This window comes from Spirosoma foliorum (genome assembly GCF_014117325.1).
GTDB lineage: Bacteria > Bacteroidota > Bacteroidia > Cytophagales > Spirosomataceae > Spirosoma > Spirosoma foliorum.
In genome coordinates, this window is sequence record NZ_CP059732.1 from 7,591,519 (window position 1) to 7,603,845 (window position 12,327).

Below are 12,327 nucleotides of genomic sequence, written 5' to 3' on the forward strand. Positions count from 1 at the left end.
CCCGCCTTCATTAATGCGTCCAATTGCTTATTTGTTTCTGTTAGTTGCAGTTATTGGCTGGGATAGTTGCCGTCAGGCCAAGCCAGTGCCTGTTGTTACACGAAGACCGCCTGCCAAAGCTGTTAGTCCTGCCCGTCCAACCACCACGCAGCCCCCCGTTGCTCAAAAACCTGCGGTTGTTAAAACTACCCCGCCTAAGCCAGCAACAGTTGTGGTGGCGGTTCCTGAGGATTCGCTTGAAATGGATGGCGTAACGTTTCAAACACCGGCGCCCCCTAAACGGGAGTTTCGGGCGGTTTGGGTGGCAACGGTTGATAATATTGATTGGCCAAGTAAAAAAGGCTTGCCGGTTGCCGACCAGCAGCGTGAAATTTTGGGCATGTTCGATATGTACCAGCAAATGGGGCTGAATGCCGTCATTGTTCAGATACGATCGGCAGCCGATGCGTTTTATGCCAAAAGTTCAGAGCCCTGGTCAGAATGGCTGACTGGCCAGCAGGGCTTGGCACCAACGCCATTCTACGACCCAATGGAGCTTATGATCGATCAGGCCCATCAGCGTGGATTAGAGTTTCATGCCTGGTTTAATCTTGATCGGGCTACATTCAGCAAATATTCCAGTATTGCTCCTTCCAACATTATTTACCGGAAACCAGGTTGGATGTTGAGTTATGGTGGTCGGAAATTATTTAATCTGGGTATACCTGCGGTTCGTTCCTACATTGCCGGAATCGTCGCCAATGTTGTACGGGAGTATGATATCGATGGCATTCACTTCGATGATTATTTTTATCCCTATGCAGAACCTGGCCAGGTTCTGCGCGACGACAGTACCTACAAGGCTAACTACAATGGCATGACCAAAGGCGACTGGCGACGGGATAATGTGAACAAACTCATCGTTGAACTTCGAGATTCTATTCGGGCGAATAAGCCTTGGGTCAAGTTTGGGGTTAGTCCGTTCGGCGTCTGGAAAAACCAGAGCAATGATCCTGAGGGGTCGGCGACCAATGGTGGGCAGTCCTTCTATGATAATTATGCCGATTCGCGAAAATGGGCGCGGGAAGGCACAATTGATTACATCGTACCGCAGGTTTATTTCAGCTCAGAGTTTGGGCGAGTGCCTTACAAAACGCTCGTAGACTGGTGGAAACGCAATACGGGAAAGGCCCATTTATACATTGGTCATGCGGCTTACCGGGTTGGACGTGGTTCTGAGCGTGATCCAGGATGGGGGCGAGCCGCAGAATTCCCGAATCAGATACGCTATAATCGTCAGCATCAGGTTGTTCAGGGCAGCGTTTTGTTCAGTGCAAAAAATTTAAAACTTAACCCGCTGTCTTTCCGCGATTCGCTGCAAACAAATCTCTATCGGCATATGGCTTTAGTACCTGCCATGCCCTGGCTAGACAGCATCCCTCCTTTGCCACCCCGCGATCTGAAAGCGGCTATCATACCGGAAGGCGTAGAGCTATTCTGGCAGGAATCGGCTGAAGCCTCGGATGGCGATGGGGCGAATGAATACCTCATTTACCGTTTTGAAGGACGGCGCCCACGATTGGAGCTGAACGACCCCCGTTATATTTTAGCCCGTTGTATTGGCGAATCGACCACGCGTTTTGTCGACAAGACCGCTGATCCAAAGAAGAAGTACGTGTACGCGATAACAGCCATAGATCGCCTTCATAACGAAAGCCAGGTTTCTGTTATAAAAGTGCAGTAGCTACCCCATCACGTTTTCCATCACCTCGTCGATTGAACGGGCGTTTGGGAAAAAGCTGACAAGTTTTAGTAAAATACCTTCAACAATAGCGTCAGGGCAAGAGGCTCCACAAGTTAATAAGACCGTAACAGGTTCAGAGCTATCACTTTGAGGAATAAAATTTTCGGTGATAACTTCCTGTTTGGCATGTCCATCGAAATGGCGAATTAGCTTATCGGACAGAATTTTCTGTTCCGATTCAATAAAATAAGTTGGCAGTTTCTCTTCGCAAAGCTCAACAATGTGCGATGTGTTGGAGGAGTTATAACCACCGGCTACAATGGCGAAGTCGGCCGGGTAGTTGAGCAGCGCATAGGTAGCATCCTGATTATCGTTGGTTGCATAACAAAGCGTGTCTCTCGTATTGGCAAAGTGCGTTTCAACCGAATCGGCAGTTAGGGCATACTTTTGAATAACCACCTGCTTTAAATAATCGGCAATGCTTTGCGTATCGGAAGCCAGCATGGTTGTTTGATTCACAACCCCAATTCGTTCCAGATCACGGGTTGGGTCGAAACCAACCGAATACTGATTGACAAACTCGGCGTAAAAGGCATCGGGTGGTAACTCGCCTAACATGTACTTTGCCAGGCGTTGCGTCTGAGCCATGTCTTTTACAACAACCGTTGGGGCGCCTTCTTTGCTATGTGAGAAGGTTGCTCGGGTTTCTTCGTGACTTGGCTTGCCATGCACAACTACAGTATAGTTTTTCTGCCCAATCTGGCCCGCTTTGTTCCATACTTTCTCAACAAATGGGCAAGTGGTATCATACTTGGCAACATCTAAACCCAGCGACGACAATTGATTCTGCGTCTCCAGCGTGGTCCCAAATGCCGGAATAATAACGACGTCCTCAGGCTTAAGATCTGACCATGAAATGAGTTGTTTACCTTTCGTATCCATAATAAAACGAATGCCCCGGCTCTGCAAATCGGCATTAACATCGGGGTTATGGATCATTTCACTCAGCAGAAAAATCCGTTTGCCAGGATTTTCGGCAATTGCTTTGTAGGCAATCTCAACAGCATTTTCGACACCGTAGCAGAAGCCAAAATGCCTGGCAATTAATATCCGGATCGGACCAAAATCGAGTAGGGTGGGGGTGAAGTCCCTTTTCAGTTTATCCCGCTTCCGGCGAAATTCCTTCAGAGGGGTAATAATGCTACTACGGTAATAGTTGGGTATGTCAAACGATTTCATTAGCTGAAAGAGCGAACGAGTGGACTGGTGAAAGAATGAAACTCAGCTATCAGTATAGAGTGACAAGAAGGTCTAACACCTGACTCGATCATTTTAATAACAGAACGATAAATGTCTTCGTTCGCTGCAAAGGTAGCGACTGGATGTATTGATCTGTAGCCTGTTAATCAATCCTGTCTACTGTAATTTGACTCTTTCGTTTATATTTGGCTATCGTTACCACAACCTCCTCTTAGCCAGTTCGTTTATGATGAATGCTCCTACTCACTCGCCCGAACAGTGGCCCGTGTGGCGTAAATTACTCTTTCGCTTTTTCTGCATTTATCTTCTCCTTTATATGTCGCCACTGAACTGGTTGGGCGATATTCCTTTACTGAATCTGATTGGTAAGTCTTATAGTGGTGCCGAGGAATGGCTTGTCAACCTTGCCAATAACTATATTTTTCACGTAAAAGACGTGCTGGTTCCACTAAATGGTAGTGGCGATACCTCCTATGGGTATGCTCAGCTTTGTTTTTTTATTCTGGCAGCACTTGTCGGAACGATTATCTGGACAATTGTCGATAAGCGTACGAATTACGATACGGCTTATTACTGGTTGTTAATCTTGGTTAGATACTACGTCGCCATGTTCGCTTTGAGCTATGGGTTGATCAAGCTCTTCGGACAACAGATGGTCTTTCCATCATTAAGTGCCCTGGCAACGCCCTTGGGTGATTTATTACCCATGCGTTTATCCTGGTATTTTATTGGTTATTCAACTCCTTACCAGTTTTTCTCTGGAGCGGTTGAGGTGCTGGCGGGGGTGTTGCTTCTGTTTCGTCGTACCAGCACATTAGGAGCATTTGTTGCAGCAAGTGTGTTTCTCAACGTGATGGTGATGAATCTTTGTTACGACATTCCCGTAAAGCTGTTCTCCACCCATCTGTTTATATTCAGTAATTTTCTGTTGCTGGGCGATGTCAAACGGCTACTCAACTTTTTCGTTTTTAATAAACCTACCCAACCGGCCGCTCGTATTGTACTACCCGAAAAATGGATGCGAACGGGACAACTCGTTCTGAAAATTGCCTTTGTAGGCATATTTCTGGTAATGCCTCTGACAAGATTATATCTGGACTCGCAGAGTCCCACTAACGCGTCAAAGTCGAAGAAACTGGCAACTGGCTTCTTTACTGTTGATCAATTTCAGGGTAATGCAGTGGATAGCCTGCGTTGGAAGGATGTTATTTTTGAACATAATAACGCAGGAAGTATTCAAACGACTGATACCTTGTTCCGGCAGCGGTATCGGCGCGGGTATTTTAGCTATTCACTGGATTCACTCCAGCATACGATTGCGTTTAAAAAATTTTCTACCGATTCGCTGCCCCTGTTTACCATGCACTATAGCATGCCCGATACTAATAACATCGTGTTGCAGGGGAAAATCCGAAATGATTCCGTGCTAGTAGGCCTAAAACGCCAGAAACGGCATTTTCAATTAGCAGAACGGCAATTTCACTGGCTCTCTGAAGCTAACCGATAAAGGTGGTGCCTTTGTGGTTAATGATTTTTTGCTGCTACAGTTCAAGGACTTTTCCCAGAATATCATCTAGATATTCACGGGAATTAGCCAGGCGAGGCACTTTATGCTGCCCACCGACTTTGCCGCGTTGCTTCATCCAGGCGTAAAATGTACCCGGTTGCACGACATGAATACGGGGATGCTTGAGCACCATATCATTGTAGCGCTTAGCGTCGTAATCCGAATTGACTTGCCGGAGTGTTTCGTCCAGAATTTGATTGAACCGCTGTTGATTGTCGGGCTCGTGGGTAAATTCAATCACCCATTCATGACAACCTGTAGCTCCATTGCTCATGTAAACGGGGCCGGCGGTGTAGTCGGCAATAATAGCGCCCGTGGCTTCGCAGGCTCGTGTAATGGCTGTTTCGGCGTTTTCAACGATTACTTCTTCCCCAAAAGCATTAATAAAATGCTTGGTACGGCCACTTACTTTCAGTCGATGCGGGTAGAGTGATGTAAACCGAACAGTGTCACCTACTTTATAACGCCATAAACCACCATTGGTCGAAACAACAAGGGCATAGTTTTTATCCAGTTCAACTTCGTCGATGGTCAACGCCGTTGGGAAAGGCTGATCGGCTTCGTGAAAAGGGACAAACTCATAGAAAATGCCATAGTCTAGCATTAACAGCATTTCGCCCACACGACTTAAGTCATCCTGAATCGCAAAAAAACCTTCGGAGGCATTATAAATTTCCTGATACCGAACTGTTGGTGAAGGGAACACTTGCTGCTGAAACAACTCCCGATACGGCTGGAAGTTGACCGCTCCGTGCATCATGACCTCAAAATTTGGCCAAACCTCCAGAATATTCGATTTACCTGTACGCGCCAGAATTTTGTCAATCAGCACCATGCCCCAGGTAGGTACGCCCAGCATGCTGGTCACATTTTCTTCCGACGTGATTTCGGCCATGCGCTCCAGTTTCGATTCCCACTCGTCCATGAGCGCAACCTGAATAGAAGGTGTTCGAATATACTGCGCCCAGCTAGGCAGGTTTTTCATCACTACTGCCGATACATCGCCCGCTGCACTATTGGAACCATATGGATTTGGATGAAGACTGCCGCCAATCGATAACCCTTTGCCTTCAAAAGCCTTACTATCGGGATTATTCGCGATATAAAGCGCCATCATATCCTTACCGCCTTTGAAATGACTTTCATCGAGCGACTCGGTGGTGACAGGAATGAATTTGCTACGGGCATTGGTCGTCCCAGACGATTTGGCAAACCAGCGAACGGGCGAAGGCCAAAGGACTTTGCTCTCGCCTTTCATGACCCGTTCGATATAGGGGAACAAATCTTCGTAGCTCGAAACCGGAACCTGCTGCTGGAAATCCTGAATCGTCTGGATGGATTTGTAGTGGTATTTTTGGCCCCATTCTGTCCGACGCCCTGATCGGATCAGTTGATTGAAAACCTTCTGTTGCGCCACACCAGGCTCTTTCATCATTGCCTCAATACGCGGCAATCTCCGTTGCAGGAGCCATTTAAGGGTGGTGTTTAGGACAGTCATAGGGCTAAAAATAGCATAAACTAACTGTATTGAACTAGTTAGCGACACAAATTTAATGGTACGGGTTGATTTATAAACCGATGGCTCGGTCGGGGTAATCCGTAATTAAGCCATCGACTCCCCACTCCTTGAGCCGAATCATATCCTTGCGTTGATTGACCGTCCAGGGAATAACCTTGATTTCCTGTTCATGAAGTCGGGCAATTTTTTTTCGACTTAATAACCGAAAATAAGGGCTATAAATATCGGGTTTGAAACCAAGTTCGCCTAAATTCTTCTCGGGGCTGTGGAGGTTTTCAACGAGAGCTGATAGCCTGACTTTAGGATACTTACCCACATCGGCGCCCTGTTTCCATTGCTTTAATAGTGCAAAGTCGAAACTTTGAATTACTACCCGGTCTGGATTGATCCGGTCCGCTGCAAGCTGCTCTTTTAGAATTGCTTGGACAAGATCACAGAAGGCGGCTGGTTCGGGCTGACTCTTGTTGTATTCAGAAGGTTCGCTTTTTAACTCAATGTTATAGGAGAACAGCGGCAGATTTTTGGTTTTTCGATAAGCCTCGGCCTGCTCAATCACATCGCTCAATAGCGGCTTGTTTGTTTTTAACTTCTGCTGTTCTGGGTAAGCTGAATTACCGTTAGATCCGACGTCGTAGCGTTTGATATCGTCATAAGTCATCTGATATAAGATCAGGCTTTTCTGATCTTGTTTCGATATCGGGTTTCCATCAGGAGCGATTGTAAAAGCTGAATTGAAGTAAGGATCATGCGAAACCACCACCTGATTATCCTTGCTGATGACTACGTCCATTTCCAGAGTCGTAACACCAAGATCTAAAGCTTTTAGAAAAGCCGGTAGTGTATTTTCTGGCATCAACCCCCGGCAGCCTCGATGCCCTTGTAAATCAAAACCCGTTGGTGGCTGAGCAAGAGCTAAAGTCGTCATGCAGAAAAACAATAGAGGAACACGCATAGATATAGACGGTAGGCTCAAAAGTACTGGTTCTTTTAATTGACACGGCCTCTGTTAATTTTAACAACTTGAATTCATATGGGGTGCGTTGCAAAAATTGACCAAACGGCCATTATTCTTATATTTAAGAACGATTTTTCTGCTTCAGAAAAGGAATATTTTTTATTTGCTAAGTACAATAGTAAACTTGCGATAATACTACTTTCGTTCACCTTCACTCTATCATGCGTTATACAAAGGCTGTAGCCAGCTCTCTATTTACACTAGTACTGATTTGGGCCTTGAGCCGATCCTGGGGAAGTATTCCTGCCTTCGGGCCTCTTCTGAGTCCATTTGTTGGTTTCTGGCAAAACGCCGAATCGGCAACTAGTGCGGACGAAGAAATCACGCTGAACGGTACCAAAGCCCCCGTAACTGTTATTTTTGACGACTTAGCCATTCCGCACGTTTTCGCTCAGAACGATCATGATGCTTATTTCGCACAGGGTTATTTAACAGCCCGTGACCGGCTTTGGCAGATGGAATTTCAAACCCATGCTGCAGCTGGGCGGGTTGCCGAACTGGTAGGCGACAAAGCTTTAGAACTGGATCGGTTTAATCGACACCTTGGTATGGGTTTCGGAGCTGAAAAAGCGGTAAAAGCAATGATGGCTGACCCGCGCTCCCGAGAATCAGTAGAAGCGTATACGGCGGGCGTAAATGCCTACATCAAAGAGCTAAGCCCAGCCCATTATCCGCTTGAGTACAAATTATTAGGCTATGCGCCAGAACCCTGGCAACCGATTAAGTGCGCTTACTTCCTGAAATATATGTCGGGTGTGCTGGCCCTCGGTGCTGATGACCTGAACATGAGCAATGTCCTGAAAAAATATGGTACGGTTGTAACAACTGATCTTTTCCCGGATTACCCGTTTCGGGAAGACCCCATTATCCCGGTTGGAACGAAGTGGGATTTTACGCCTGTCAAAATCCCTGCCGTTCCTGCTAATACATCGCCAGATGGGAAGTCAGTAGCCCTGAATTGGCCCGAACAGGACCCAACTATCGGCAGCAACAACTGGGCAGTTGGACCGCAAAAATCAGCGTCGGGTTATCCAATTCTGGCCAACGACCCCCACTTATCGCTGAGTTTGCCGTCAATCTGGTATCAGATGCAATTGGTAACGCCAACCATGAATGTATACGGGGCCACCATGCCGGGTTCGCCGGGGGTGATTATTGGCTTTAATAAGCAAGTAGCCTGGGGTGTTACGAATGTAGGTGCCGATGTGCTGGATTTTTACCAGATTCGATTCAAAGATGCTTCGCGGAAAGAATACTGGCATGATAACAAATGGAAACCCGTTACCCGGCGACTAGAAGTGATTAAGGTGAAAGGTATGCCCGATGTGATCGATACCGTTCTCTATACCCACCACGGCCCTGTTATGTACGAAGTGGGGCAAAAACCTTTCGCCAAAAATGTTCCGGTGGGGTATGCTGCTCGTTGGATAGCGCACGAAGCCTCTAACGATTTCCTGACCTATTATTTACTGGACCGTGCCCAAAATCACGACGACTATCGAAAGGCACTTAGTTATTATGGCGCACCAGCACAGAATTTTGTTTTTGCCGATACCGCTAAAGATATTGCCATTTCACCCAATGGGCGTTTTCCGCTTAAATGGAAAGATCAGGGCAAGTTTTTGTTAGATGGGACTAATCCTGCTCACGACTGGCAGGGTTGGATTCCGGCGAACCAGAATCCACATGTGAAAAACCCACCACGTGGTTTTGTTAGCTCGGCCAACCAATCCTCAACCGACCCGACCTATCCTTATTATATCAACTGGCAGTTTGCACCATCTGAGCGGGGTACGCGAATCAATCAACGCTTAACCGCGATGAAACAGGCTACGCCCGATAGTCTGCGCTCTTTGCAAAATGATAACTTCAACCTTCAGGCGGCCAATGCATTGCCCGTATTTTTGCCTTATGTGCAGGATAAATCGTTATCGGGTGAGCAGAAAAAAGTCCTTGATATCATTAAGAAGTGGCAGTATAACAATGACATTGCTGAAATAGGCCCGACCGTTTTTACCGAATGGATGCGTCAATATCTGGATGGTGTTTGGAAAGATGATTTCCCTAGCAATGATACCATACCGATGCGTTATCCAAGCTTTGACCGTACGCTGCATATGGCCGAAAAAGAACCGACCGCCCATTGGTTCGATGATATAACAACTCCGGCTAAAGAGACGATTGGTAGTGTGCTAACACAAAGCTTTCAGATGGCCGTTGATTCGCTGACTAAACAGCATGGTGCTGTTGGAACAGCCTGGCAATGGGGACCGCATAAAGCCACACGAATCACTCACTTAGCCCGTCTGGATGCGCTTAGTGCACTGAACGTACAAATTGGTGGTGGCAGAAGTGTGGTCAATGCTACGAGTGAACGACATGGGCCGTCCTGGAGAATGGTCGTCGCTTTAGGGCCAACGCCGAAAGCTTACGGCGTATATCCAGGTGGGCAGTCTGGTAATCCTGGTAGCCCAAATTACCTGAATATGCTCGAAACCTGGCGTACGGGTCAGCTTAATGAATTACTGTTTCTGCAAACCGCTCAGGATGCAAATCCGAGAATTAAACGGAAGATGGTTATCAAGTAACACGGCCAATCGGCGCTCTGATAGAAAGCGCTACCTCTCGAAATTCAACTTATTAAAGGCGGCTTTCCAGCCGCAGTACACGATGATTCAAATTATTCTCATAGCTGTTTTAAGCCTACTGGCTCAATTGGTGCTTCCCTGGTGGAGCTTGGCCGTTGTCGCATTTCTGGTTTGTGTATGGCGTAGTTCCAGTGCAGGTCAGGCGTTTTTCGCCGGCTTTTATGGTGTGGCGTTGGTGTGGTTAATTTATGCCGTAATTCTCCATACGCGTACCGATGGCGTTTTTACAGGTCGCATGAGTGAATTACTCTTTAAAACGAATAGCGCTATTCTGCCGGGACTGGTAACCGCTATTGTTGGTGGGCTGGTTGGTGGCCTCGCCGGACTGTCGGGTTACTTTGTCAGGCAGGCTATTGGAAATGAAATCGCAAATCGTACCTCGTAAATCGTAAATCCCAATACCTTTGTAGAATAAACTGATAACTAACTGATTCATTTCCTGTGAAGAATGCCTCGTTGATTCTAAACGTCGTCCTGACGATTGCCGTAGCTGTACTCTATTACCTACATTTTAAAGGCGCTCAGCCTGAATCGGCAGCCCCCGTTGCAACAACGCCTGCCGATGCGAAGGGCAAATCCATTGTCTATGTGAATGTCGATTCACTGTTAACTAAATACGAATACTTTAAAGACACGCAGAAAGTACTGGAAAGCAAACGGTTCCAGTTAGAAAACGATTTGGCTAGCAAGGGCCGGAACCTACAGAATAAAGTAACGTTCTTTCAACAACGGGCGGCTACCATGACGCAGGAACAAGGCCGGGCAACGGAAGCTGCGCTTCAGAAAGAGCAACAGGATATTCTGGCTTACCGTGAGCGGGCTGCCCAAAGTCTGGCTGGTGAAGAACAAGCTAAAAACAAGCAACTGTACGATCAGATTTACGATTATCTGAAAAAGATAAACGGCCAAAATAAATACGAATTTGTACTTGGCTATACCAAAGGTGGTGGCATATTGTTCGCCGATTCGTCGGTCGATCAGACAAAAGCGGTTCTGGATGGCCTGAACAAAGAATATGCGGCTAAGCAAACAAAAAAATAGGCTTTCTACTCTATTTTAGACTGTTGCTTAATTGAAACCCGGCTTGCTGAACAAAGCGTTCAACGAGCCGGGTTTGTTTATAAACCATATTACAAAATTCTTTTCCAGACATAAACCTCCTTTGAGTTTCCCGTGTTCTTGAACTTACCCGGTTACTTTTACGACTCGAAATTTATTCTGCTGTATTCCTTTTCCATGTCAATGTAGCTGTCAATCAGAAAAAAATACAGCATATATCCTACATCCTATATCAGAAATATGGCTTCTGCTTCTATTGTTAAACAAGTTGATATTCGGAATCGTCGTGCTTCTTTTGAGTACGCGTTTCTGGATAACTATACGGCAGGCATTGTACTTACCGGTACGGAGATTAAATCCGTTCGGCAAGGAAAAGTGAATTTACAAGACGCGTACTGCCTGATTCATGACGACGAAATGTTTATCCGTCAAATGAGTATTGCCGTTTATACCGAAGGTACTCACTACAATCATGAGCCTCTACGCGATCGAAAACTCCTGCTTACCAAACGGGAGATTAAGCGTCTTACAGAGAAATTGAAGGATCAGGGCTTGACTATTGTGCCCATCCGACTTTTTACCAACGAACGAGGCTTTGCTAAAGTGGAAATTGCGTTGGCAAAAGGTAAAAAACTGTACGACAAACGTGATAGCATTAAAGAGCGCGAAGTAGAGCGGGATCTGCAACGGGAGCGCTATTGATTTTAATCGATGGGCGTTAGTCGACAGGCGTTATTTATTGCCCCCTAACAACTGCTGACTAAGGACTATCGACTAATCAGACTAAATTTTCCAGAACTATTGTTGATATGTGGATAAGTCTGTAACTTGCTACCGTACAGAGGCATCTAAACGCGATATGGGTAGGAAAGTATTAGTCTTAAATCAAGATTACAGTGCTCTCAGCATTTGCTCCGTTCCCAAAGCATTCCTGCTGGTTTTCTTAGATAAAGCTGAACTCGTTGCCGAATCGGAACAGTTTATGCTCCGAACCGTCTCCGCCGAGTTCCCAATGCCGACCGTTATTCGGCTTCATCGGTACGTGAATCTGCCTTACAAAGGCGTCATGCTTACCCGGCAGAACATCTTCAAGCGCGACGGTCATCATTGTCAGTATTGTGGAACCACCGAAGACCTGACACTCGACCACGTACTGCCAAAATCGCGGGGTGGTAAGACAAGTTGGGATAACCTGGCCACAGCCTGCAAACGATGTAACTCACGCAAAGGCGACTTTACGCCTGAAGAGGCCAATCTGAAACTTCGTCAAACGCCGTTCAAGCCCACATTTTTGGTTTTTTTGCGTGAGTTCTCAGGGTCTATTGAGCAAAGCTGGATGCCCTTTTTAGCGAAGAAAGAAAAGGCATTCCGATAATATCCGCTAATAAAGGAGAAAAGGGAGTAAGGGGACGAGCGAGAAAAAGGGTCTGCTATAAGCAAATCCTTTCTCCCGCTCGTCCCCTTACTCCCTTTTCTCCCTCTAATTCAAAGACTTTTACTGATTTCGAAACTTTTTTCAGAAAGCAATTGCTATCT

Annotated in this window: 10 protein-coding genes; 7 read left to right on the forward strand and 3 right to left on the reverse strand. The window is 46.4% G+C overall.

From position 1 onward, the window contains the following. Nucleotides 1–13: 13 nt before the first annotated feature. Nucleotides 14–1,723 (forward strand): glycoside hydrolase family 10-like protein, encoded by a 1,710-nt coding sequence (locus tag H3H32_RS31895; protein WP_182459769.1) that lies wholly within the window; start codon nt 14–16, stop codon nt 1,721–1,723. On the opposite strand, the gene H3H32_RS31900 is transcribed toward H3H32_RS31895, so the two are convergent. Further along, complete coding sequence (locus tag H3H32_RS31900) at nt 1,724–2,962, reverse strand: 4-hydroxy-3-methylbut-2-enyl diphosphate reductase (protein ID WP_182459770.1); 1,239 nt, start codon at nt 2,960–2,962, stop codon at nt 1,724–1,726. Between the two features lie 247 nt (nt 2,963–3,209). Between H3H32_RS31900 and H3H32_RS31905 the strand changes: the two genes are divergently transcribed. Continuing rightward, the gene (locus tag H3H32_RS31905) at nt 3,210–4,490 is read left to right on the forward strand and encodes a hypothetical protein (RefSeq protein ID WP_182459771.1); all 1,281 of its coding nucleotides are present in this window, start codon (nt 3,210–3,212) and stop codon (nt 4,488–4,490) included. Nucleotides 4,491–4,524: 34 nt separating this feature from the next. Here H3H32_RS31905 and H3H32_RS31910 read toward each other — a convergent pair whose 3' ends face one another. Next, nucleotides 4,525–6,048 carry a GH3 auxin-responsive promoter family protein gene (locus H3H32_RS31910; RefSeq protein ID WP_182459772.1) on the reverse strand — a complete coding sequence of 508 codons (1,524 nt, stop codon included), beginning with the start codon at nt 6,046–6,048 and terminating at the stop codon, nt 4,525–4,527. A gap of 70 nt (nt 6,049–6,118) precedes the next feature. Further along, nucleotides 6,119–7,021, reverse strand: coding sequence for a glycerophosphodiester phosphodiesterase family protein (locus H3H32_RS31915; RefSeq protein ID WP_374191794.1), 903 nt, complete (start codon nt 7,019–7,021; stop codon nt 6,119–6,121). 224 nt (nt 7,022–7,245) lie between these two features. On the opposite strand from H3H32_RS31915, the gene H3H32_RS31920 reads away from it, so the two are divergent. From H3H32_RS31920 to H3H32_RS31940, 5 genes are all read left to right on the forward strand, one after another. Then, entirely contained in the window at nt 7,246–9,672 is a 2,427-nt protein-coding gene (locus H3H32_RS31920) for a penicillin acylase family protein (RefSeq protein ID WP_182459773.1), read from the forward strand. 82 nt (nt 9,673–9,754) lie between these two features. Further along, complete coding sequence (locus H3H32_RS31925; RefSeq protein ID WP_182459774.1) at nt 9,755–10,117, forward strand: hypothetical protein; 363 nt, start codon at nt 9,755–9,757, stop codon at nt 10,115–10,117. 56 nt (nt 10,118–10,173) lie between these two features. Continuing rightward, nucleotides 10,174–10,773, forward strand: coding sequence for an OmpH/Skp family outer membrane protein (locus H3H32_RS31930; RefSeq protein WP_182459775.1), 600 nt, complete (start codon nt 10,174–10,176; stop codon nt 10,771–10,773). Nucleotides 10,774–11,031: 258 nt separating this feature from the next. Next, complete coding sequence (gene smpB, locus H3H32_RS31935) at nt 11,032–11,493, forward strand: SsrA-binding protein SmpB (protein WP_182459776.1); 462 nt, start codon at nt 11,032–11,034, stop codon at nt 11,491–11,493. A 157-nt stretch (nt 11,494–11,650) separates the two neighbouring features. Next, on the forward strand, nt 11,651–12,166 hold the full coding sequence (locus H3H32_RS31940; RefSeq protein WP_182459777.1) for an HNH endonuclease: 516 nt from the start codon (nt 11,651–11,653) through the stop codon (nt 12,164–12,166). Nucleotides 12,167–12,327 lie beyond the last annotated feature (161 nt).

What these genes read in the sequence shown, in the direction of transcription:
- H3H32_RS31895 (WP_182459769.1), top strand. Translation starts at nt 14, where the DNA reads ATGCGTCCAATTGCTTATTTGTTTCTGTTAGTTGCAGTTATTGGCTGG.
- H3H32_RS31900 (WP_182459770.1), bottom strand. Translation starts at nt 2,962, where the DNA reads ATGAAATCGTTTGACATACCCAACTATTACCGTAGTAGCATTATTACC.
- H3H32_RS31905 (WP_182459771.1), top strand. Translation starts at nt 3,210, where the DNA reads ATGATGAATGCTCCTACTCACTCGCCCGAACAGTGGCCCGTGTGGCGT.
- H3H32_RS31910 (WP_182459772.1), bottom strand. Translation starts at nt 6,048, where the DNA reads ATGACTGTCCTAAACACCACCCTTAAATGGCTCCTGCAACGGAGATTG.
- H3H32_RS31915 (WP_374191794.1), bottom strand. Translation starts at nt 7,021, where the DNA reads ATGCGTGTTCCTCTATTGTTTTTCTGCATGACGACTTTAGCTCTTGCT.
- H3H32_RS31920 (WP_182459773.1), top strand. Translation starts at nt 7,246, where the DNA reads ATGCGTTATACAAAGGCTGTAGCCAGCTCTCTATTTACACTAGTACTG.
- H3H32_RS31925 (WP_182459774.1), top strand. Translation starts at nt 9,755, where the DNA reads ATGATTCAAATTATTCTCATAGCTGTTTTAAGCCTACTGGCTCAATTG.
- smpB (WP_182459776.1), top strand. Translation starts at nt 11,032, where the DNA reads ATGGCTTCTGCTTCTATTGTTAAACAAGTTGATATTCGGAATCGTCGT.
- H3H32_RS31940 (WP_182459777.1), top strand. Translation starts at nt 11,651, where the DNA reads ATGGGTAGGAAAGTATTAGTCTTAAATCAAGATTACAGTGCTCTCAGC.